Below are 22,734 nucleotides of genomic sequence, written 5' to 3'. Positions count from 1 at the left end.
CGATCGGCGGATCAGCCCTTGGCATCGTCGCCGTAGTACAACTCGCCAATGCGGATTTCCTCGCGACCCTGCGAGACTCGGTGCGCGTTGCTGTCGCGCAGTGAATAGACGCAGCCGCAATATTCCTGCTGGTAGAAGCGCTCGCGCTTGGAGATTTCGATCATGCGTGCGGCACCGCCACCCTTGCGCCAGTTGAACGTCCAGTAATCGATGCCGGGATAATGCGACGCGGCGCGCTCGCCCGAGCCGTTGATCTGGTTCATGTCCTTCCAGCGCGAGATGCCGAGCGAGGAGGTGATGACCGGGAAGCCATGCTCGTGCGCGTAGAGCGCGGTGCGCTCGAATCGCATGTCGAAGCACATGGTGCAGCGCGCGCCGCGTTCGGGCTCCCACTCCATCCCCTTCGCGCGCTTGAACCAGTTCACCGTGTCGTAATCGGCATCGACGAACGGGACGCCGTGCTCCTCGGCGAAGCGGATGTTCTCCTCCTTGCGGAGCAGATATTCCTCTTTGGGATGGATGTTGGGGTTGTAGAAGAAAATCGTGTAGTCGATCCCGCTCGCGGTCATCGCTTCCATCACCTCGCCCGAACACGGCGCGCAGCAGGAATGAAGCAGCACTTTCTTCTCGCCGTTCGGCGGCACGAGGACGGGGCGTTGGAAATTGATCATGCGGCGCGGCATAGCGGATTTGCGGCTCTGCGAAAACAGCCGCGCCCGCGCGAACGAAACGGGTACACGACAGCGCGTGCAGCCGCTATACGACGCACGTGACCGAGGCGCCCGTCCGCAAGATCATCCACGTCGACATGGACGCTTTCTACGCGTCGGTCGAGCAGCGCGACGACCCAGCGTTACGCGGGCGTCCACTCGCGGTCGGCGGATCGAGCGCGCGCGGCGTCGTGGCAGCGGCAAGCTACGAGGCGCGCGTGTTCGGGGTCCGCTCCGCGATGCCCTCGTCGGTCGCGCGGCGGCGCTGTCCCGAGCTCTTGTTCGTCAAACCGCGGTTCGAGGTCTATGCCGCGGTCAGCCGGCAGATCCACGCGATCTTCGCCGATTACACGGCCGAGATCGAGCCGCTGAGCCTGGATGAAGCGTATCTGGACGTGACGGTCGACCGACGCGAACTCGGCTCGGCCAAGGCGATCGCGGCGGAAATTCGCACGCGGATCAAGGAAGTGACGGGCCTCACTGCCTCGGCCGGGGTCAGCTACAACAAGTTCATCGCAAAACTCGCCTCGGACCAGAACAAGCCCGATGGGCTGTGCGTGATCCCTCCGGGCAAGGGCGCGGCGTTCGTCGCCAGCCTGCCGGTCAAGCGGTTCCACGGTGTCGGGCCGGTCACCGCGGCCAAGATGTCGCGGTTGGGAATCGAGACGGGCGCGGACCTGCGCGACCGGCCGGTCGAGTTCCTGCGCGCGCATTTCGGCAGCTACGCCGACTATCTCTACCGTGCGGCGCGCGGCGTGGATGAGCGGCCGGTGCGATCCAGCCGCGAGAGCAAGTCGATTGGGGCGGAGCGAACGTTCGAGACCAATCTGTCCACGCCCGACGAGATCGACGCCGCGCTGGCACACGTCGCGTCGGCTGCCTGGGCGCGGGCCGAGCGCAAGCAGGCGCGCGGGCGTACGGTGACGCTCAAGCTGCGCGACAGCCAGTTCCACACCATCACGCGCGCGCGATCGGTGAGCGATCTGGTGGCGAGCGAGGCGGAGATGCTGGCGATCGGGCGCATGCTGATCGCGCCCGAACTGCCGGTCGCGGGCGGCATCAGGCTGCTGGGGCTGACGCTGTCGGGGATCGTGCGCGGGTATGAAGAAGTGCAGCCAGGATTGCCGCTGATCGCAGCGCAATAGCGTAAGCTATTTCGCGCCTCGGCGACCAGCGCGGCCGGCGGCGCATCGCGCCGACCGACGCGGGCTTTGCCCGCGGCGCTGGCTGCCGATCATCGTATCGAGAGCGCGTCCTGTTCAGCTTGACGCGCATCCTTTCGCCACCCGGACTCCGCTTCTCGGACAAAGCAGGAGAAGGAAGCGGGATCCCGGATCAATTCCGGGATCACGGTGAGTCGGACAGGTGAAAATGCTCCTGACGGTCGGTTCGCGAGAAACGGAACTGCGAATCAGGTCCGGAGTGGCGCAGTGCCCCTGTCAGCCCTGCTCGACCGTCACCGATCGTGCATCACGGCTGATGCGCAGCGTAACTCCGTCGACGGTCATCGCGAACCCCGCGGTGCTGTCCCAGTCCGCTTGCACCATCTCGCCGCCGTCGAGCCGCCGCCAGCGCGCGTCGTGTCGGGTCGCGGGGTCAGTCAAGGCCGCGCACGCGCGGCGCTGGCGCGACAGGCCGGCGACGTAATCTTCCAGCTGCCGGTCGCGCACGTGCCAGTCGAGCCAGGTGGTCGCGTTGTCCTGCGCGTAGGCGTTGTTGTTGCCTGCTTGTGAGCGGCCGAACTCGTCGCCCGCGGTCAGCATGATCGTGCCGCGGCTGGCGAACAATGTGGCGAGCAGCGCACGCTGGTCGGCGTGGCGGCGCTCGGCGATCGAGGCATCATCGCAGGCACCTTCCGCGCCGTTGCTCCACGACACTTCGTGCGCGTGGCCGTCGCGGTTGTTCTCGCCGTTGGCGTGGTTGTGGCGCTCGGCGTGGGCGACGGTGTCGGCGAGCGTGAAGCCGTCGTGCGCGGCGACGAAGTTGACGCTGCGGGTGATGTGGTCACCGAACACGTCGCTCGACCCCGACAGCCGGGTCGCGAGCGCGCCGCTGCTGCCGTCGCCGCGCCAGAAGCGGCGCACGTCGTCGCGGAAGCGGTCGTTCCACTCGAGCCAGTTGGGCGGAAACGCGCCGAGCTGGTAGCCGCCGGGGCCAGTATCCCACGGCTCGGCGATCAGCACGCGATCGGCGAGCAGCGGGTCGGCCGCAATTTCGGCGAAGATCGGCGCATGCGCGTCGAAGCCGGGACCGCGCGCCATGACGGTGGCGAGATCGAAGCGGAAGCCGTCGACGCCGCAGTTGGCGACAAAATGGCGCATGGTCGCAAGCGTCAGGTTGCGCACGGCCGGATTGGCGAAATCGAGCGTGTTGCCGGTGCCCGCGTCGTTGATCAGCCTGCCCTCGCCGTCGCGCGCGTAGGCGGCGGCGTCGAGGCCACGGAGCGACAGCGTCGGGCCAAGCGCGTCGCTCTCGCCGGTGTGGTTGAACACGAGGTCGAGGATGACGCCAATCCCGGCCTGCCGCAGCGCCGCGACGGTGTCGCGCAGTTCAGCGACGCCGCCGGGGGCGAGGCGCGGGTCGAGCGCCATCGGCACCACAGGATTGTAGCCCCAGGCGTTCGCGAGGCCGAGCGGCGGCAGGTGCCGCTCGTCGACCCAGGCGACCACGGGCATCAGCTCGACCGCGTCGACACCGAGCTTGCGTAGGTGGGCGATCACCGCCGGATGCGCGACCGCCGCGATCGTGCCGCGCTGCGCCTCGGGCACGTCTGGGTGCAGCATCGTGAAGGCGCGGACGTTGACCTCGTAGATCAGGCCACCGTGGCGGAACACGGGCGGTGCGGATGCGAGCGGTAGGTGGGCGCTTACCACCGCCTTCGGCACGAGCGCGGCGGAGTCGATGCCGTGCTCGGTCAGTGCCGGATCGTAGGCGAAGGCGCGGTTGAGCGTCGTGGCGTAGGGATCGATCAGCAGCTTGGACGCGTCGTGCGGGGGTGGACCGTCGGCGCGGTAGCCGTAGCGGGTGCCCTCGCCCGCGCCCGGCACGTCCGCGCGCCAGATCGCGCGGTCGCGGGTCATCGCGACGCGGCGCTCTGCCTCGCCGTCGAACAGGCACAGCCACACCGCGTTCGCCGCCGGCGCGCGAACGGCGAAGCTGGTTCCGTGCGGCCCGACGCGCGCGCCGAGCTCAGGTGACGACATCGGGCTCGCTGCGGCCAGTATGCAGGCGGATGCCGGCGAGTTCGTCCGCCGCCGCGACGATGTCGGCTAGCATCTTGCCGGTGTTGGCGTCGAGATCGCCAGTCGCGGGCTCGTAGCGTTCGAGGTAGACGCGCAACGTCGCGCCGCTGGTGCCGGTGCCCGACAGGCGGAACACGACGCGGCTGCCGCCTTCGAACAGGATGCGCACGCCTTGGTTGGCGCTGGTCGAGCTGTCGGTCGGGTCGGTGTAGGCGAAGTCGTCGGCCTGCGCGATCGTCAGCGCGCCGATCATCGTGCCCGGCAAGGTCGCGAGCTTGCCGCGCAGATCGCGCATCAGCGTGTCGGCGGCGCTGCTGTCGACACCCTCGTAATCGTGCCGCGCATAATAGTTGCGGCCGAAGCGCGCCCAGTGCTCTCGCGCTAGTTCGTCGACGCTCTTGCCGGTGGCGGCGAGGATGTTGAGCCATAGCAGCACTGCCCAGAGCCCGTCCTTCTCGCGGACGTGATCGCTGCCGGTGCCCGCACTCTCCTCGCCGCAGATCGTCGCCATGCCGGCGTCGAGCAAGTTGCCGAAGAACTTCCATCCCGTCGGCGTTTCATAGGCGGGGATGCCGAGCTCGGCTGCGACGCGATCGGCGGCGGCGCTGGTCGGCATCGAGCGCGCGATGCCCTTCAATCCGCCCGCGTAACCGGGCGCAAGGTGTGCATTAGCGGCTAGCATCGCCAGGCTGTCCGATGGGGTCACGAACCGGCCACGCCCAATGATGAGGTTGCGGTCGCCGTCGCCGTCGGACGCGGCGCCGAAGTCGGGGGCGCCCTCTCCCATCATCGTGTCGTACAGCGCTCGCGCGTGGACGAGATTGGGGTCAGGATGGTGGCCGCCGAAATCGGGCAAGGGCGTGCCGTTGCGCACCGTGCCGGGCGCGAAGCCGAGCCGGCGTTCGAGGATCTCGGTCGCGTAGGGGCCGGTGACGGCGCTCATCGCGTCGAAGGCCATCGTTAGTTTCGATGCGCGGATGGCGTCGAAGTCGAACAATGTCTCCATCAGCTCGGCGTAATCGGCGACGGGGTCGACCACCTCGACGGTCATGCCGGCGACCTGCACCTCGCCGAGCGTGTCCAGGTCGATGTCGGGGGTGTCCGCGGCATACCAGGTGTCGATCACCTTGGTGCGAGCGTAGATCGCGTCGGTGATGTTTTCCGGCGCGGGGCCGCCGTTCGACACGTTGTACTTGATCCCGAAATCCTCGGTCGGCCCGCCGGGATTGTGGCTGGCCGACAGGATCAGTCCGCCGAGCGCGCCGCGCTTGCGAATGAGGTTGGAGGCAGCGGGCGTCGAGAGGATGCCGCCCTGCCCCACCACGACGCGCGCGAAGCCGGCCGCCGCGGCCATGCGGATCGCGACCTGGATCACTTCGCGATTGAGGAAACGGCCGTCGCCGCCGATCACCAGCGTCGCGCCCGCGCGCTCGTGCTCGATCACGTCGAACACCGACTGGATGAAATTCTCGGCATAGTTCGGCTGCTGGAACACGCGCACCTTCTTGCGGAGGCCGGAGGTGCCGGGTTTCTGGTCGAGGTACGGGGTCGTTGTAACGGCGCGGATCATGTGTCGAGGAGCCCCCGGTAGAGTTGGGCGTAGCGCAATCCGCTACGGTCCCAGGAGAAGTCGCTGCGCATCCCGCGCTTCTGGATCGTCGCCCAGGTCGCGCGATCGGCGTAGAGGCGCACGGCGCGCGCGATCGCGGCGGTGAGCGTGTCGCGCGACACGCCGGTGAACTGGATGCCGGTCGCGACGCCCGCCGCCAGCGCGGCCTCGTTCGCGTCGATGATCGTGTCGGCGAGCCCGCCCGTCCGCGCGACCACGGGCACGCAGCCATAGGCGAGGCCGTAGAGTTGCGTCAGCCCACACGGCTCGAAGCGCGACGGGATCAGGATGGCGTCGGCGCCGCCCTGGAGCAGGTGCGAGACGGGCTCATCGTAGCCGACCATCACGCCGACGCGGCCGGGATGGCGATCGGCGGCGAGGCGGAACGCTTCCTCCAGCGCGGGGTCACCCGAGCCGAGCAGCGCGAGGCGCCCGCCCATCGCGACGAGATCGTCGACGCACTCGCCGAGCACGTCCATGCCCTTCTGCCAAGTCAGGCGGCTGACCACCGTGAAGATCGGGCCATCGCCGGGTTCCAGGCCGAAACGCGCCTCGACGGCGCGCTTGTTGGCGGCGCGCTTGCCGAGCGTGCGGTCGGTGTAGCGCGCGGGCAGCGCAGTGTCGGTCGCGGGATTCCAGATCGCGGGGTCGATGCCGTTGACGATCCCAGACACACGGTCGCGCCGTGCGGCGACGAGGCCCTCCAGCCCCATGCCGAACTCTGGTGAGAGGATTTCCTGCGCGTAGGACGGGCTGACCGTGGTGATCGCGTCGGCGAACTGCATGCCGCCCTTCAGGTAGCCGACGCCGCCGAAGAACTCGATGCCGTCGAGCGTGAACAGATCGTCGGGCAAGCCGAGCCACGGCAGGACGCCCGCGTCGAACCAACCTTGGAACGCGATGTTGTGGATGGTGATGACCGACCGCGCGGCGCGCTCGCCCGCGGGTGCGTGGCGCAGGTAGACGGGCGCGAGCGCTGCCTGCCAGTCGTGCGCGTGGACGACATCATAGCTGCGCCCCTTTACCGCACCCGACCCAAGATCGGCAGCGGCTCGTGCGAGCGCGGCGAAGCGGCGCCAATTATCGTGCCAGTCCTTGCCGCCGGGATCGGCGTAGATGTTGCCGTCGCGCGCGAACAGCTCGGGCGCGTCGAGCACCAGCAGCGGATGCCCCTCGATCTCACCCGACAGCAGACGCGCGGGCGTGCCGAGCAGCGCGGGCCAGCGGTGTACCGCGCGCGCCTTGCCGAGCGTGGCGGTGACGCCGGGATAGCCCGGGATCAGCGTGGTCGTCTCAACATCGTGCGCGGCGAGCGCGGCGGGCAGCGCACCGACTACGTCGGCGAGCCCGCCGGTCTTGACCAGCGGGTACGCCTCGGATGCGACGGAGAGGACGCGGATCGTCACCCGTCTATCCGCCCAGCCGGTCGATCATCGGTTGCGTGATGAGGCAGATGCCCTTGTCGGTGCGGCGAAAACGGTGCGCGTCGGCGACCGGGTCCTCGCCCACCACCAACCCGTCAGGGATTTGGACACCGCGGTCGATCACGACGCGGCTCAATCGCGCGCCGCGGCCGATGTGCGTGTAGGGCAGCACCACCGCTTCATCGAGGCAGGAATAGCTGTGTGCACGCACGCCCGTCGACAGCAGTGAGCGATGGATGGTCGATCCCGAGACGATGCAATCGCCTGCGATCAGGCTCGACACCGCCGAGCCGCGCCGCCCGTCGATGTCGTGGACGAATTTGGCCGGCGGGGTGATCTCCGAATAGGTCCACAGCGGCCAGCTACGGTCGTAGAGATCGAGCTGGGGCACGACATCGGTCAGGTCGATGTTCGCCTCCCAATAAGCGTCGACGGTGCCGACATCGCGCCAGTATGCGGCGGGCTCCTCGGCGGTGCGGACGCAACTGTCGCCGAAGCGGTGCGCCTGCGCGTGGCCGTGCTTGACCAGGTACGGGATCAGGTCCTTGCCGAAGTCGCGGTTCGAGCCAGGCGTGTCGGCGTCGCGGCGCAGCTCGTCGATCAGCAAGCGGGTGGAGAAGACGTAGATGCCGAGGCTGGCGAGCGCAATGTCGGGCTGGCCGGGGATCGACGGCGGATCGGCGGGCTTCTCGACGAAATCGATGATGCGGTCGTCGGCGTCGACGTGCATCACGCCGAAACCGACCGCCTCCATCCGCGGCACCTCCATGCAGGCGACGGTCACGTCGGCGCCGCTGTTGCAATGCTGCTGGAGCATCACCTCGTAATCCATCTTGTAGATGTGATCGCCCGCCAGGATGACCATGAACTCGGGCGCGTAACTCTCGATGATGTCGATGTTCTGGTAGACGGCGTCGGCGGTGCCTTCGTACCACTGAAACTCGCTGACGCGCTGCGACGCGGGCAGGATGTCGAAACTCTCGTTGCGTTCGGGGCGCAGGAAGTTCCAACCGCGCTGGAGATGGCGGATCAGGCTGTGCGCCTTGTACTGCGTTGCGACGCCGATGCGGCGAATGCCCGAATTGATCGCGTTGGACAGCGCGAAGTCGATGATCCGGCTCTTGCCACCGAAATAAACCGCAGGCTTGGCGCGCGTGTCGGTCAGTTCGGCGAGGCGACTGCCCCGCCCACCCGCCAGGACATAGGCCATGGCGTCACGCGCCAACGGATGGCTGCGTCGATGATCCCTCTCCGTCATTCAGCCTGTCCTTTCTTTTCGTTGCGCGATCTGGATGGTTAACGTACGTTTGTTGTGCTCACCCGCGAAGAGGTGACCTTACAAGGAGCGGATCGCGCTGGAACAGGTTCATTCGGACATCTCGTCCTTCCCCGACATCTCATCGACTCGCGATGCCGAACTGGCGCCGAGTGATCCGATCCGCGGCATCGTGGTCGCGACGCTGCTGTCGCTGGCCTTCTGGATGCTGTCGTTCATCACTTGGGAGATCGTGGCGTAATCACGCAGGGTCATGCGGCGTATTCCAGCATGATCGTCGCGAGCGGGGGCAGCGTCACGTTGGCGCTGCCATCCTTCGCGACCACGCCACCCAAATTGCCGAGCCCCGACCCCCAATAATCGTGCGCGTCGGAATTAAGAATTTCGCGCCAGCGGCCGTCGTGCGGCAGCGGCACCGGATAGGGCATGCGCGCTACCGGAGTCATATTGGCGATGACCGCGATCGTCGGCGCGCCGGGTGCCTTGCGCAGCCAGACGAAGACGGAGTTCTCCGCATCGTCGGCGACCGCCCACTCGAACCCTTCCGCCTCGCAATCGCGCGCGTGGAGCGCGGGCTTCTCGCGGTAGAGACGGTTCAGGTCGCGCACCAGCTTGCGCACGCCGTCGTGCGCTGATGACTTGAGCAGATGCCAGTCGAGCGCGCGCTCCTCGCTCCACTCGCGGCGCTGCGCAAACTCCTGCCCCATGAACAAGAGCTTCTTGCCCGGATAGCCCCACATCATCGCGTAATAGGCACGCAGATTGGCGAATTGCTGCCAATCGTCGCCCGACATCTTGGTGAGCAGCGACCCCTTGCCGTGGACGACCTCGTCGTGGCTGAGCGGGAGGACGAAATTCTCGCTGAAGGCGTACATCAGCCCGAAGGTCATCCCCTCGTGATGATGGTTCCGGTGAACCGGCTCGCGCGCCATGTACTGGAGCGTGTCGTGCATCCAGCCCATGTTCCACTTGAAGCCGAACCCCAGGTTCTCACGCGCCCCCTCGTCATAGGCGGGCTGGCTGACGCCGGGCCATGAGGTCGATTCTTCGGCGACCGTGAAGATGCCGGGATGCTCGGCATAGACCGCGCGGTTGACGCCGCGCAAGAAGTCGACCGCTTCCCAATTCTCGCGTCCGCCGGCTTGGTTGGGGATCCACTCGCCCGGCTTGCGGCTGTAATCGCGATAGAGCATCGAGGCGACCGCATCGACGCGCAGTGCGTCGACGTGGTAACGCTCGGCCCAGAACAATGCGTTGTTGGTGAGGAACGATGCCACCTCGCGCCGGCCATAATTGTAGATCGCGGTGTTCCAATCGGGGTGGAAGCCGAGCCGCGGGTCCTCGTGTTCGTATAGCGCTGTGCCGTCGAAGCGCGCGAGGCCGTGCGCGTCGATCGGGAAGTGCGCGGGTACCCAGTCGAGGATGACGCCCAATCCGGCGCGGTGCGCGCCGTCGACGAAGCGCGCGAACCCTTCATGGTCGCCGAAGCGGGCGGACGGCGCGTAGAGCCCGGTCGCCTGATAACCCCAGCTCGGATCGTACGGATATTCGCTGATCGGCATGAACTCGATGTGGGTAAATCCCATCGAGACGACGTAAGGGATCAGCCGGTCGGCGAGCGCGTCCCAGGAGAGGAACCAGCCATGCTCGTCGCGTTCCCACGATCCGGCATGGACCTCGTAGATGCTGATCGGGACGCGGCGCGGATCGACCTTGCTCCACGCCGCGCGGTGCGCGTCGTCGCCCCAGACGTGCGCGGGGGCGGCAGTAGTGATAGAGGCGGCGGCGGGGCGGAGTTCGGCGGCGAAGGCGAATGGATCGGCCTTGAGCGGCTGCGTCAACCCGTCGGGTCCGACAATCTCGTATTTGTAGGCGCGGCCCGCACCGAGGTCGGGGACGAAGATTTCCCACACCCCCGCGTCGCCGCGGCGCCGCATCGTGTGGCGCGCGCCGTTCCAGTTGTTGAAGTCGCCGACGACCGCCACGCGCTGCGCGTTGGGTGCCCAGACCGCGAAATGAATGCCGCTCGCGCCCTCGTGCTCGATCAGGTGCGCGCCAAGCTTGTCGTAGAGTCGTTTGTGCGTGCCCTCGACCATCAGCAGGTCGTCGATCGGACCCAGGACAGGACCGAAGCTGTACGGGTCACCGACCCACCAGTCGCCCCCTGCCCCGCTGGCGCGGTAGCGCAGCGGCTGCGGGTCGCCGGCGATCACGCCCTCGAACAGCCCGCGATCATCGACGCGCGCGAGCCCGCCGAGCGGCTCGCCGGCGAGCGAGTGCGCGACCACGCGGTCGGCGCCGGGAATCCAGGTGCGCGCGAACGTGCCCTCGGGGCCGGCATGCGGGCCAAGGAGGGAGAAGGGATCGTCGTGCCGCCCCTCCAGCAGCGCGGCGATCGCCTCGCTCGGCGGCGTCACATCACACCCCAGATGTCGCGCGCATATTCGGCGATGGTGCGGTCGGACGAGAACCAGCCCATGTTGGCGACGTTGAGCACAGCGGAGCGACCCCAAGCATCGCGGTCGCGCCAGCGCGCATCGACGTCGCGTTGGGCTGCGGCATAAGCGTCGAAATCGCCGGCGACCATGAACCAATCGTGGTCGTACAATCCCTGCATCAGGTCGCGGTAGCGGTGGGGATCGTCGGGCGAGAACACGCCCGAGGCGATCGCGTTGATCGCCTGCAACAGCTCGCGCGAACCCTCGATCACGCTCCGCGGATCGTAGCCGCCGCTCCGCTTCGCTGCGACCTCGTCGGCGGTCATGCCGAAGATCACGATATTGTCCGCGCCGACATGATCCCTGATCTCGACGTTCGCTCCGTCGAGTGTGCCAATCGTCAGCGCGCCGTTCAACGCGAACTTCATGTTGCCGGTACCCGATGCCTCCATCCCTGCGGTCGAGATCTGCTCGGACAGATCGGCGGCGGGAACCATGCGCTCGGCCAGGCTGACGTTGTAGTTCGGCACGAACGCGACCTTGAGCAGGTCGCCGATCGCGGGGTCGGCGTTGATGCGGCGCGCGACGTCATTCGCCAGTTTGATGACGAGCTTGGCATTGTGATAGCTCGACGCCGCTTTCCCTGCGAACAGCTTGACGCGCGGGGTCCAGTCGCGATCGGGATGCGAGCGAATCTGATCGTAGAGCGCGACCGTCTCGACGAGGTTGAGCAGCTGGCGCTTGTATTCGTGGATGCGCTTGATTTGTACGTCGAAGATCGCGTCGGGATCGAGGCGGAGGCCCATGTCGCCGCGCAGATACTGCGCGAGCGCGGCCTTGTTGGTGCGCTTGACTGCGGCGAAGCGCTCGCGGAACGCGGCGTCGTCAGCGAACGGGGCGAGATCGGACAGCGCGGTCGCGTCGTCGAGGAAGCGGTCGCCGATGGCGTCACGGATCAGCGCGGTGAGCGCGGGATTGCACTCCTGCAGCCAGCGCCGTGGCGTAATGCCGTTGGTCTTGTTGTTGATCCGCGTCGGGTAGAGCCGGTGGAGGTCGGCGAACACCGTCTGCTTCATCAGATCGGTATGAAGCGCGGCGACGCCGTTGACGCTGTGCGACCCGGCGAAGGCGAGGTTCGCCATCCGCACCCGCCGCTCGCCGCCCTCATCGATCAGGCTGATCGCGGCGATCGCGCGGTCGTCGATGCCTTGCGTTCCGCGCGCCTCTCGCAGAAGTTTGGCGTTGATCGCGTAGACGAGCTGCATGTGACGCGGCAGCATCCGCTCGAACAGCGGCAGTGGCCAGCTCTCCAGCGCTTCGGGCAGAAGCGTGTGGTTGGTGTAGCCGAAGGTGGCGCGGGTCACGCCCCACGCCTCGTCGAAGGTCAGTTCGTGATGGTCGATCAGCAGCCGCATGAGTTCTGCGACCGATACCGCGGGATGCGTGTCGTTGAGCTGGATCGCGGCCTTGTCGGGCAGCGTGCGGATGTCGCCGAAATATTGGACGTGGCAGCGGACGATGTCCTGGATCGAGGCGGAGGAGAAGAAATACTCCTGCCTGAGCCGCAGCTCCTGCCCCGCCGCGGTGCTGTCATTGGGGTAGAGAACGCGGGTCAACGTCTCGGCGCGTAGCTGATCGGCGAGCGCGGCCTGGAAGTCGCCGGCGTTGAACGCGTCGAGCTTGATCGGATCAAACGCACGCGCGGTCCACAAGCGCAGCGTATTGACGCGCCGACCGCGCCAGCCGACCATCGGCGTGTCGACCGCGACCGCCTCGACCGCCTCGGCCGGGTGCCAGTGGACCGCGCCCTGCTCATTCCCCGTCACCTCGCCGCCGAAACCGATGAAATAGGCGCTCTCGCGGCGCTCGAACTCCCACGGATTGCCGTGGGCGAGCCAAGTTTCGGGCAGTTCCATCTGCCAGCCATTGTCGATCCGCTGCCGGAACATGCCGTTGACGTAGCGGATGCCGTATCCGTAGGCGGGCAGATCGAGCGTCGCCATGCTTTCCATGAAGCAGGCGGCGAGCCGGCCCAGGCCTCCGTTGCCGAGCGCGGCGTCGGGTTCAATCTCCTCCAGTTCGGCGAGGCTGACGCCGAGTTCGGACAGCGCCGAGGCGACCTCGTCGGTCTTGAGCAGGTTCGACAACGTGTCGCGCAGCAGCCGGCCGATCAGGAATTCGAGGCTGAGATAATAGACGCGCTTGGCGCCCGCAGCGTGGGCAGCGCGGGTCGAGTCCATCCAGCGTTCGATGATGTCGTTGCGGACGGTCAGGATGGTGGCCGCGAGCCAATCGTGCGGGCGGGCGGCGTGCTCGTCCTTGCCGATGCGGTGGACGAGCGTGTCGAGGATGGCGGATGCCAAGGACCCGCGCTCGGCTGACGGCGCGGCGACGACGGTTGGAGCGTTCAAACAGGACCCCCGATTAGTGCTTGCGACACGATTAGGAGGGTCAACGCCCCATTGTCACGCGCGGTCGCACTAACCTGTAGGAAATTAGCTCAGACGGTGAAGCTCTCGCCGCAACCGCACGCGCCCTTGGCGTTGGGATTGTTGAAGACGAAGCCGGCGGTGAAATCGTCCTCGACCCAGTTCATCGTCGAGCCGATCAGATAGAGGATCGAGCCGCCGTCGACCCAGAGCGTGCCGCCGGGTGTCTCGATCTTCTCGTCGAACGGCTTGGCCTCGGTGACGTAGTCGACCGAATAGGCCAGGCCCGAGCAACCGCGGCGCGGCGTCGACAGCTTGACGCCGATCGCGTCGGCGGGCGCGCGCGCCATCAGCGACGCGATGCGTGCCTCGGCGGTCGGTGTCAGGTTGAGCGCGGCGGGGCGCTGACGAGTACGAACGTCGGTCATCTGGTGATCCTCACAACATGCCGAGTTCGAGCTTGGCGTCGTCGGACATCTTCTGCGGGTCCCACGGCGGGTCCCAGACGAGATTGACGTCGGCAAAGGCGATGCCGGACACCGCCGCCACGCGCATCTCGACCTCGGCGGGCATCGACTCGGCGACCGGGCAGTGCGGGGTGGTCAGCGTCATGGTGACGATCGCCTGGCCCTCGTCGGTGACCTCGACGCCGTAGATCAGGCCGAGGTCGTAAATGTTGACCGGGATTTCGGGGTCGAAAATGTCCTTGAGCGCGTCGATCACGCCCTCGTACAGCGCGCCGCCGGGTTCGCCGGGCTGGTCAGCAGCCGGCTTCTGCTGGAGGAAGCCGGTCAGGTAATCGCGCTCGCGGGGAGCGTCGACCGCGTCCTCGACACGTGCGCGTGGGGGAGCGGTCACCGCCGCCACCTCCTGCACTTCGATCCGATCGGAGTCTTCGCTCATCCGAAAATCCTCTTTACCCGTTCCATGCCGGCGACCAGCGCCTCGACGTCCCTGAGACCGTTGTAGACGCCGAAGCTGACCCGCGCGGTGGCGTCGACACCCAGGCTCGCCATCAGCGGCTGCGCGCAGTGATGCCCGGCGCGGATCGCGACCCGGCTCTCGTCCAAGATGGTGCCGATATCGTGCGGATGCACCCCCTCCATCGCGAAGGAGACGATGCCGGCGGAGTCGACTGGGCCGAACACGCGGACTGAATTCAGGTGCGACAGCGCGCCGCGCGTGTCGGCGACGAGCGCCGCCTCGTGCGCGTGGATGCGGTCGAGGCCGATCCCTGACACGTAGTCGATCGCGGCATGAAGGCCCAGCGCGCCGACGATGTGCGGCGTGCCGGCCTCGAAGCGGGTCGGCGCGGGCGCGTAGGTCGAACGCTCGAACGAAACGCGGTCGATCATCGAGCCGCCACCCTGGTACGGCGGCATCTGGTTCAACAGCTCGCCCCTGCCCCACAGCACGCCGATGCCGGTCGGGCCGTAGAGCTTGTGCCCGGAGAAGACGTAGAAGTCGCAATCGATCGCGGCGACGTCGACCGCCATGCGCGGCACCGACTGGCAACCGTCGATCAGGATCTTCGCGCCGACCGAATGCGCGATCTCGGTCGCACGGGCAGCGTCGAGGACGGATCCGAGCACGTTCGAGACGTGGGCGAGTGCGACGAACTTGTGCTCACGCGTGATCATCGCCGCCATCGCGTCGAGGTCGATGCGGTGATCCTCGGTTAGCGGGATCACGTCGATCGCGGCGCCGACGCGCTCGGCGGCCATCTGCCACGGCACGATGTTGCTGTGGTGTTCGAGCTGCGACAGCAGGATGCGGTCGCCGGTCTTCAACTGCTGCGCGACCCAGGAGTGGGCGACGAGGTTGATCCCCTCGGTCGCGCCGCGGACGAATACGATCTCGTCGGGCTTGCCACCGATGAACGATGCGACGCGACTGCGGGCGGCCTCGTAGGCGAGCGTCATGTCGGCGCTGCGCTGATACACGCCGCGGTGGACGGTGGCGTAGGTCTCGTCATAGCCGCGGGTGATCGCGTCAATGACGGGCTTCGGCTTCTGCGACGTGGCGGCGGTGTCGAGATAGGCCCAGCCATCGGGGATCGCGGGGAAGTCGGCGACCGTGTCGAGCGGGCGTTCGGTGGTGGTCGTGGTCATGCCGGCACCTGCTGGAAAGTCACAAAGGTCACACCGCTACGCATGTGCGCGCGCGCGACGACGTTCGGGCGCGACGCCGGTGCCGTCACGTAGGTGGGATCGCCCATGTAGGACAGCACAGGCGCGCGCATCGTCACAGCGCGGCGTCGAGCCAGGCGTCGGCGTCCGACTCGAAGGCGGCGCGGACGGTCTCGTTGCCGATGCGGTCGAGCACGTCGGCGACGAAGGCGTGGGTCAGGATCGCCTGCGCGCGGGCGCGCGGAATGCCGCGGCTCTGCATGTAGAAGAGCGCGCGCGGGTCGAGTTCGCCCACGGTGGCGCCGTGCGCGCACTTTACGTCGTCGGCGAAGATCTCGAGCTCGGGCTTGAGGTTCACGGTCGCGGTGCGGTGGAGCAGCAGGCCACGCAGGGACTGCTCGCCGTCAGTCTTCTGCGCGTGGCGCGCGACCTCGACCGCGGCGGCGAGGCTCGCGCGGCTCTGGTCGGCGGCGACGGCGCGCCACACCTGTCGCGACGCGCCGTTGGGCTGCGCGTGGTTGACGCGGACGGCGCATTCCTGCGCCTGGGTGTCGCTAGTGAGCAGCGCGCCGCCGTATTCGGCGAAGGCGCCCTCGCCGGACATGGTGAGTTGCGCGTCGATGCGGCTGCCCTGCCCGCCAGCGCCGAGGAAGGTGGAAACGAGGCTCGCCGCCTCGCCGATGTCGGCATCCTCGCGCAGCGACACGAAGCCGGCGGGTTGGAGCAGGCGGACGTTGCGCATCAGCCGCGCACCGCGCGCGAGGCGGGTGCGCGTGTAGCGGTTGGCCCAGCCGGCGCCGACGAAGGTCTCGGTCACTTCGGCAACCGCATCCTCGGCCAGCACGATCTCGGCGGCGAGGTGGTTCTCGGCGCCGGTCGCGACGTGGACGATCTGCACCGGGTCGGCGGCGGCGCGGGCGTCGAGGTGGAGCGACCAGCCGGTGCGCGCATGGCGGCCGAGCGCGTGGTCGCTGCCGGTGACCTCGCCGAGCGTGACCGCTCCGAGCGTCGAGGCAGACTCGTCGAGCCGGCCGTCGACGAACAGCAGGCGTGCGCCTGGCAGGTCGAGGAAATCGTGCTCGGGCCGGGCGATCGGTGCCAGTGCCGCGGCAGCGGAGAGCGCGCCGAGATCGGCCCAGCGCCACGCCTCGGCGCGGTTGGAGGGGAGTTCCAGGGTGGTCATCGGATGGTCTCCGCTGCGGGGAGCGGGTTGGTCGAGGGTGCTTGTGGCTGGCGGTGCGCGTGGCGCGATCCCCCTCCACCAGCTTCGCTGGTCCCCCTCCCCGTGCCGGGGAGGATGGTCATGCTGCTACCTCGGCATAGCCTTCGCGCTCGAGCTGCTGCGCGAGTTCAGGGCCGCCGGTGCGGGTGATGCGGCCGTCGGCGAGGACGTGGACGACGTCGGGCTTCACGTAATCGAGCAGCCGCTGATAGTGGGTGATGAGCAGCACCGACTTGTCAGGCTGACGCATGATGCGGTTGATACCGTCGCCGACGATGCGCAGCGCGTCGATGTCGAGCCCGGAGTCGGTTTCGTCGAGGATCGCGAACTTGGGGCTGATGATGCCCATCTGCACCATCTCGTTGCGCTTCTTCTCGCCGCCCGAGAAGCCGACGTTGACCGGACGCTTGAGCATTTCAGCATCCATCTCCAGCCGCGTAGCCTCCGCACGGGCGAGCTTCAGGAACTCGGCGCCGGACAGCGGCTTCTCGTCGCGGGCGCCGCGCTGGGCATTCAGGCTCTCGCGCAGGAACTGGACGTTCGATACGCCGGGGATCTCGACCGGGTACTGGAACCCGAGGAACACGCCGGCGGCGGCGCGCTCGTGCGGCTCCATCTCGAGCAGGTCCTGCCCGTCGAAGGTGATCGAGCCCTCGGTCACCTCGTAGCCGGGACGGCCGCCGAGCACGTAGCCGAGCGTCGACTTGCCCGCGCCGTTCGGCCCCATGATCGCGTGAATCTCGCCCGCATTGACGGTAAGCGAGAGGCCCTTGAGGATCGGCTTGCCGTCGATCTCGGCGTGGAGGTTTTCGATTTTAAGCATGTGCTTCTCGGTTCGGAAATGATGCGGATGGTCGATGCAGGGATCGTGTGCGTACCTGACTGGCGTCACCCTGAACTTGTTTCAGGGTCCATGCGTCCCCATGCGGCTTGGCCGGCGAAGGCGCGATGGATGCTGAAACGAGTTCAGCATGACGGTGGTGGGCGATGGTCACCCCACACTTCCCTCAAGGCTGATCCCCAGCAGCTTCTGCGCCTCGACTGCGAACTCCATCGGGAGCTGTTGCAGCACCTCGCGCGCGAAGCCGTTGACGATCAGCGCGACGGCGGCTTCCTGGTCGAGTCCGCGGCTCATCGCGTAGAATAGCTGGTCCTCGCTGATCTTCGAAGTGGTGGCCTCGTGCTCGATCTGCGCCGAAGGGTTGCGCACCTCGATATAGGGGATGGTGTGTGCGCCGCACTGGTCGCCGAGGAGTAGGCTGTCGCACTGGGTGAAGTTGCGCACGCCCTCCGCGGTCGGCGCGACGCGGACGAGGCCGCGGTAGGTGTTGTCGCTGCGTCCGGCGCTGATCCCCTTCGACACGATGGTCGAGCGGCTACCCTTGCCCAGATGGATCATCTTGGTGCCGGTGTCGGCCTGCTGGCGATTGTTGGTGACCGCGACCGAGTAGAATTCGCCGACGCTGTTCTCACCCGCGAGCACGCAGGATGGATACTTCCACGTAACGGCGGAGCCGGTCTCGACCTGCGTCCACGACACCTTGCTGTTCTTGCCCTGGCAGAGCGCGCGCTTGGTGACGAAGTTGTAGATGCCGCCGACACCGTTCTCGTCGCCGGGGTACCAGTTCTGCACGGTCGAATATTTGATCTCGGCGTCGTCGAGGGCGACGAGTTCGACCACCGCGGCATGAAGCTGGTTCTCGTCCCGCATCGGGGCGGTGCAGCCCTCCAGATAAGAGACGTAGCTGCCCTTGTCGGCGACGATCAGCGTGCGCTCGAACTGGCCGGTATTCTCCGCGTTAATGCGGAAATAGGTCGACAGCTCCATCGGGCAGCGGACGCCCTCGGGGATGTAGACGAAGGTGCCGTCGGAGAAGACCGCTGAGTTCAAGGTCGCGAAGTAATTGTCATGCTGCGGCACGACCTTGCCGAGCCACTTACGCACCAACTCCGGGTACTCGCGGATCGCTTCGGAGATCGAGCGGAAGATGACGCCGGCGGCTTCGAGCTCCTTGCGGAAGGTGGTCGCGACCGAGACCGAATCAAACACCGCGTCGACCGCGACACGGCGCTTCGGCTGGCCGTTCTCGTCCAGATCCTCGACGCCCGCAAGCATCTTCTGCTCGGCAATCGGAATGCCGAGCTTCTCGTAGACGCGCAGGATTTCGGGATCGACCTCGTCGAGCGAGCCAAGCTTGGGCTTCGCCTTTGGCTCGGCGTAATAATAAGCGTCCTGATAGTCGATCGGGTCGATGTTGAGCTTCGACCAGTCGGGCGTCTCCATCTCGAGCCAGCGCGCGTACGCCTTCAGCCGCCAGTCGAGCATCCACTGCGGCTCCTGCTTCTTGGCGGAGATGTAGCGGACGGTGTCCTCGCTCAGCCCCTTGGGCGCGAAGTCCTGCTCGATGTCGGAGGAGAAGCCCCATTCGTACGTCTTGGAGACGGCCGCATAGGCTTCGGCGTTCTTGGTGGCCATTATGCCAGAACCTTTGTCGGAGTTGTGGGAGCGGGCTCGACAGCGAGCTGCGCGAGCGTGATGCCCGCGAGTGCGCCGCGCACCGCTTCGTTGACCGCGTTCCAGTGCGGCTTGACGCGACACGCGCCGGAGAGGTTGCAGTCATGATCGCTCGCGTCGACGCAGGCGGTCATGACGATCGGCCCCTCGACCGCCTCGACCACGTCGGCGATGGTGATCGCGGACGGCGGTCGCGATAGGCGGAACCCGCCACCGGTGCCGCGCACGCTGTCGATCAGCCCTGCGGCGGAGAGGCGGCTGACCAGCTTCTGCGCGGTCGGCAGCGGAACACCGGTTTCCTCCGCCAGCATCGTCGCGTTCAGGCGCGCCACGCCACCGCAATGACGCGCGGCCGCGGTGAGCAGCACGACGGCGTAGTCGGTGAGCGATGACAGGCGCATGTTGCGAATTGTTCTCAAATCGGAGCGGATCGTTCCGATTGGCAGATGGCGCCGTGCGACGGATAAATCAACCCGATGCTGCGATGCGGAATGCTCGATGACGCTGATTGGGTAAGGCGAACAAAATGGCCCGGCGAGGAATCGCCGGGCCGAAGGAAAGGACTTCGTTAAAGAAGCCCTTCGGGTCGCAGCCGCTATCAAGCATCGTGGCGCGGTGAAGTATTGGATGGAAACAGCGACAGCCTAGCCGATTTTTACAGTTGCGGCGAAATGACGATTGAACCGGCGGCGCGGCGCCGCGAAGAAGCGCGTCATGCCCGCCACCCGCCTGCTCCGCCTGATCGATCCCGAACGCGCACACACCGCTGCGGTTCGGTTGCTGTCGGCCTGGGGGGCGACCGGAACCGTGCTGCGTCCGCGCGTGCCGCGGCTGGAGACGCGCGTGGCGGGGCTGACCTTTGCCAATCCGCTCGGGCTGGCGGCGGGCGTCGACAAGGATGCGCGGGCGATCCCCGGCTGGTTCGCGCTCGGCTTCGGTGCGGTGGAGGTGGGGACGCTGACGCCGCTGCCGCAGCCAGGCAATGCCAAGCCGCGGTTGTTCAGGCTGCACGAGGACGCCGCGGTCATCAACCGCTTCGGGTTCAACAACGGTGGGCAGGCGGAGGGCATCGCGCGCGCAGGCGCGGCGACGCGTGGCGGAGTGCTGGGGATCAACGTCGGCGCGAACAAGGACGCGGCCGACCGCGTGGCGGATTACGTAGCTGGCGTCACCGCCGCGGCGCGGGTGGCCGATTACGTGACGATCAACATCAGCTCACCCAACACGCCGCGCCTGCGCGACCTGCAGGAGGGCGCGGCGCTCCGCGACCTGCTCGCGGCCTGTCGCGCGGCGAAGGGGGCGACGCCGCTGTTCCTCAAGGTCGCACCCGACCTGTCGCCGACGCAGATCGACGACATTGCGCGCGCGGCGATCGACGGCGGAGCTGACGCGCTGATCATGGGCAACACCACCGTGTCGCGTCCCGCGCTCGCCTCGCGGCACAAAGGCGAGACGGGCGGGCTCTCAGGCGCGCCATTGCGGGCGCTGGCGCGCGAACGGTTGTCGGATTTCCGGCGCGCGACCGGCGGCGCGCTGCCGCTGGTGGCGGTGGGCGGCGTCGACACCGGCGCGGAGGCCTATGCCCGCATCCGGGCGGGCGCGAGCCTGGTGCAGGTCTATACCGCGATGGTCTACGGCGGGCCGGGCCTGCCCGCGCGCATGCTGCGTGAGCTGGACGCGTTACTGCGCCGCGACGGGTTCGCGTGCGTTGCGGACGCGGTCGGCGTTGATTGACCTGATCCGCGGCGCGGGCACCGCTTCCACCACTACCTTGCCCTCGCGGCGCGGATCGTAGCCGCCGTCGTAGCGGTTTCCGCTGCGCACGATCATCGCGTGGACGCCCGAATCCTCACCCTGCCCCGGTTTGAGCGCGACGCCGCGCGCTGCGAGGCCAGCCAGCACCGGCGACGAGAACTTGGTCACCTCGCCCTGGAACGCGTCGCCGCGCGCGACGAGGTTGGGCTGCGCGAGCGCGTCCTGCGTCGGCAGGTTCCAGTCGATCGCAGCGACCAGCGACTTGGCGACGTAAGCGAGGATCGCGTTGCCCCCCGCCGAGCCGATTGCGCCGGCGAAGCGCCCCTCGCGGTCGAGCAGAACGAGCGGCGTCATCGACGAGCGCGGGCGCTTGCCCGGTGCCACCGCGTTGACCGCGGCGCGGCCGCTCGCATCGCGGGGTGCAAAGGAGAAGTCGGTCATTTGGTTGTTGAGGAAGAAGCCGTCGACCATCCGGCCCGAGCCGAAGATCGACTCGACCGTCGTCGTCATCGACACGACATTGCCCGCGCCGTCGCCGACGATGAAGTGCGAGGTGCCGGCAGGCTCGCGCGTCGCATCGGCGCCTGCCTTCGGAGCGCCGGGCGGCGTGCCCGCGACCGGCGCGGGGCCGGCGCTTGATCCAATCAACCGCGCGCGCGCATCGAGATAAGCCGGGTCGATCATCCCGGCGACCGGCACGCGCACGAAGGCGGGATCGGCGACGTAGCGGTCGCGGTCGGCGTACATCAGCCGGCTCGCCTCGGCGAACAGGTACCAGGCCTGCGGATCGTTCGGACCACGCTTCGCAATGTCGGTGCGTTCGAGCAGGCCTAGCAGCTCGATCAGCCCGACGCCGCTGGCGGGCGGCGGCGCGGCACAGACGCGGTACACGCGCCACGCGCCGCACACGGGCGTACGCGCGATCGGCTGGTACGCCGCGAGATCGGCCTCGCTCAAGCTGCCGGGCAACGGCGCGGCCGCCACGCGTGCGACGATGCGCCGCGCGGTCTCGCCGCGGTAGAGCGCGGACGGGCCCTCCGCGGCGAGGCGCGAGAGGAACGCGGCGTAAGCCGGGTTGCGCAGCCGGTCGCCGGCTTTAAGCAACCCGCCGCCGGGGCGGGCGAAGTAGCGCTGGACGTCGGGGGCGGACAGCTCCGCGTAACTACCGCCGAGCATCCGCGCGAGCCGCGGCGTGACGATGAAACCGTCGCGCGCGGTGCGCTGCGCGTCGGCGAACAGGACGTTCCACGCGAGTGCGCCGTGGAGCCGGTGCGCTTGTGCCAGCATCGCCACCGCACCGGGCACGCCGGTCGCGCGGCCGGACAGCACGGCTTGTGCGAACGGCAGCGGCTTTCCCGTCGCCGGATCAAGGAACATGTCGGCCGATGCACCCGCGGGCGCGACCTCGCGGCCGTCATAAACGGTCACGTCGCGTGCCGCGCCATCGTAATAGGTCATGAACGCGCCGCCGCCGATGCCTGAGCTCTGCGGCTCGACCAGCGACAGCATCGCCTGCACCGCGATCGCTGCGTCGACCGCGCTGCCGCCGCGGCGCAGCACCGCCATCCCGGCGTCGACCGCGAGCGGGTTGGAGGCAACGACGAAGCCGGGCGTGCGCGGGGCGGCGCCGGTGCCTGGCGCGGCGCGCGGTGCGCCGGGCGGGACCTGTGCGCAGGAGGCGAGAAGGAGAGCGGCGGCGGCGAGGAGGCGGGTGCGCATCGGGTTGCGATAACGCTCGCGAGTGGGCGCGTCCACGATGGGGCGGGAGCGGCGCGTGGCTATTCTATCGCGATGTCTCGCGCGCTCGCGGCGTTCGCCCAACCGAACAAGTCTGCCGTCGTCGCCCCGGACTTGATCCGGGGGTCCGCTTTCGCATCGGGGCGGAGAAGAAGCGGGATCTTGGATCAAGTCCGGGATGACGAGATGGTAGTGCTCCCGTGGCATTGCGAGTCAGGGCGGCGGCCGATCGCTTGCCGGGCTCATCC

At 67.8% G+C, this 22,734-nt stretch carries 19 protein-coding genes; 2 read left to right on the top strand and 17 right to left on the bottom strand.

Annotated features, from left to right (window positions below):
- Window positions 1–11: 11 nt before the first annotated feature.
- The gene (locus HRV97_RS02150; protein WP_174192047.1) at window positions 12–671 is read right to left on the bottom strand and encodes an epoxyqueuosine reductase QueH; all 660 of its coding nucleotides are present in this window, start codon (window positions 669–671) and stop codon (window positions 12–14) included.
- A 98-nt stretch (window positions 672–769) separates the two neighbouring features.
- Here HRV97_RS02150 and dinB point away from each other — a divergent pair, with 98 nt between their 5' ends.
- The gene (gene dinB, locus HRV97_RS02145) at window positions 770–1,855 is read left to right on the top strand and encodes a DNA polymerase IV (RefSeq protein WP_174192046.1); all 1,086 of its coding nucleotides are present in this window, start codon (window positions 770–772) and stop codon (window positions 1,853–1,855) included.
- Between the two features lie 294 nt (window positions 1,856–2,149).
- Here the strand turns inward: dinB and glgX are convergent, their stop codons facing one another.
- The 15 genes from glgX to HRV97_RS02075 all read right to left on the bottom strand — a co-directional run bounded on the left by glgX (window position 2,150) and on the right by HRV97_RS02075 (window position 19,395).
- Window positions 2,150–3,913 (bottom strand): glycogen debranching protein GlgX, encoded by a 1,764-nt coding sequence (gene glgX, locus HRV97_RS02140; protein WP_174192045.1) that lies wholly within the window; start codon window positions 3,911–3,913, stop codon window positions 2,150–2,152.
- Complete coding sequence (locus HRV97_RS02135; protein ID WP_174192044.1) at window positions 3,900–5,522, bottom strand: alpha-D-glucose phosphate-specific phosphoglucomutase; 1,623 nt, start codon at window positions 5,520–5,522, stop codon at window positions 3,900–3,902. Before HRV97_RS02135 ends, glgX begins: the two co-directional genes overlap by 14 nt.
- On the bottom strand, window positions 5,519–6,967 hold the full coding sequence (gene glgA, locus HRV97_RS02130; RefSeq protein WP_174192043.1) for a glycogen synthase GlgA: 1,449 nt from the start codon (window positions 6,965–6,967) through the stop codon (window positions 5,519–5,521). The genes HRV97_RS02135 and glgA overlap by 4 nt, the downstream gene beginning before the upstream one ends.
- Window positions 6,968–6,971: 4 nt before the next feature.
- Entirely contained in the window at window positions 6,972–8,243 is a 1,272-nt protein-coding gene (gene glgC, locus HRV97_RS02125) for a glucose-1-phosphate adenylyltransferase (RefSeq protein ID WP_174192042.1), read from the bottom strand.
- A 108-nt stretch (window positions 8,244–8,351) separates the two neighbouring features.
- Entirely contained in the window at window positions 8,352–8,516 is a 165-nt protein-coding gene (locus HRV97_RS02120) for a hypothetical protein (RefSeq protein ID WP_174192041.1), read from the bottom strand.
- Complete coding sequence (gene glgB / locus HRV97_RS02115) at window positions 8,513–10,678, bottom strand: 1,4-alpha-glucan branching protein GlgB (protein ID WP_174192040.1); 2,166 nt, start codon at window positions 10,676–10,678, stop codon at window positions 8,513–8,515. Before glgB ends, HRV97_RS02120 begins: the two co-directional genes overlap by 4 nt.
- Window positions 10,675–13,062: a glycogen/starch/alpha-glucan phosphorylase gene (locus HRV97_RS02110; protein ID WP_246248481.1), complete on the bottom strand. Its 2,388-nt coding sequence runs from the start codon at window positions 13,060–13,062 to the stop codon at window positions 10,675–10,677. The genes glgB and HRV97_RS02110 overlap by 4 nt, the downstream gene beginning before the upstream one ends.
- Window positions 13,063–13,199: 137 nt before the next feature.
- Window positions 13,200–13,556 (bottom strand): HesB/IscA family protein, encoded by a 357-nt coding sequence (locus HRV97_RS02105; protein WP_174192038.1) that lies wholly within the window; start codon window positions 13,554–13,556, stop codon window positions 13,200–13,202.
- A 10-nt stretch (window positions 13,557–13,566) separates the two neighbouring features.
- Entirely contained in the window at window positions 13,567–14,031 is a 465-nt protein-coding gene (locus tag HRV97_RS02100) for an SUF system Fe-S cluster assembly protein (RefSeq protein WP_174192037.1), read from the bottom strand.
- Window positions 14,028–15,239 carry a cysteine desulfurase gene (locus HRV97_RS02095; protein WP_174192036.1) on the bottom strand — a complete coding sequence of 404 codons (1,212 nt, stop codon included), beginning with the start codon at window positions 15,237–15,239 and terminating at the stop codon, window positions 14,028–14,030. The genes HRV97_RS02100 and HRV97_RS02095 overlap by 4 nt, the downstream gene beginning before the upstream one ends.
- Window positions 15,236–15,370, bottom strand: coding sequence for a hypothetical protein (locus HRV97_RS17590; RefSeq protein WP_281356758.1), 135 nt, complete (start codon window positions 15,368–15,370; stop codon window positions 15,236–15,238). The genes HRV97_RS02095 and HRV97_RS17590 overlap by 4 nt, the downstream gene beginning before the upstream one ends.
- Window positions 15,371–15,372: 2 nt before the next feature.
- The gene (locus HRV97_RS02090) at window positions 15,373–16,440 is read right to left on the bottom strand and encodes a SufD family Fe-S cluster assembly protein (RefSeq protein WP_174192035.1); all 1,068 of its coding nucleotides are present in this window, start codon (window positions 16,438–16,440) and stop codon (window positions 15,373–15,375) included.
- A 118-nt stretch (window positions 16,441–16,558) separates the two neighbouring features.
- Window positions 16,559–17,302 (bottom strand): Fe-S cluster assembly ATPase SufC, encoded by a 744-nt coding sequence (gene sufC, locus HRV97_RS02085; protein WP_174192034.1) that lies wholly within the window; start codon window positions 17,300–17,302, stop codon window positions 16,559–16,561.
- Window positions 17,303–17,470: 168 nt separating this feature from the next.
- Window positions 17,471–18,955 carry a Fe-S cluster assembly protein SufB gene (gene sufB / locus HRV97_RS02080; protein WP_174192033.1) on the bottom strand — a complete coding sequence of 495 codons (1,485 nt, stop codon included), beginning with the start codon at window positions 18,953–18,955 and terminating at the stop codon, window positions 17,471–17,473.
- Window positions 18,955–19,395, bottom strand: a complete 441-nt coding sequence (locus tag HRV97_RS02075) for an SUF system Fe-S cluster assembly regulator (RefSeq protein ID WP_174192032.1) — start codon at window positions 19,393–19,395, stop codon at window positions 18,955–18,957. Before HRV97_RS02075 ends, sufB begins: the two co-directional genes overlap by 1 nt.
- Window positions 19,396–19,708: 313 nt before the next feature.
- On the opposite strand from HRV97_RS02075, the gene HRV97_RS02070 reads away from it, so the two are divergent.
- The gene (locus HRV97_RS02070; protein ID WP_174192031.1) at window positions 19,709–20,728 is read left to right on the top strand and encodes a quinone-dependent dihydroorotate dehydrogenase; all 1,020 of its coding nucleotides are present in this window, start codon (window positions 19,709–19,711) and stop codon (window positions 20,726–20,728) included.
- Here the strand turns inward: HRV97_RS02070 and HRV97_RS02065 are convergent.
- Complete coding sequence (locus tag HRV97_RS02065; protein ID WP_343044406.1) at window positions 20,675–22,504, bottom strand: gamma-glutamyltransferase family protein; 1,830 nt, start codon at window positions 22,502–22,504, stop codon at window positions 20,675–20,677. The two genes, HRV97_RS02070 and HRV97_RS02065, sit on opposite strands and share 54 nt — an antisense overlap.
- Between the last annotated feature and the right edge of the window lie 230 nt (window positions 22,505–22,734).

It is taken from the genome of Sphingomonas hominis (assembly GCF_013328205.1).
Lineage (GTDB): Bacteria > Pseudomonadota > Alphaproteobacteria > Sphingomonadales > Sphingomonadaceae > Sphingomonas > Sphingomonas hominis.
The sequence above is the reverse complement of the archived record's forward strand: the minus strand, read 5'-3'. Positions and strand labels throughout refer to the sequence as shown.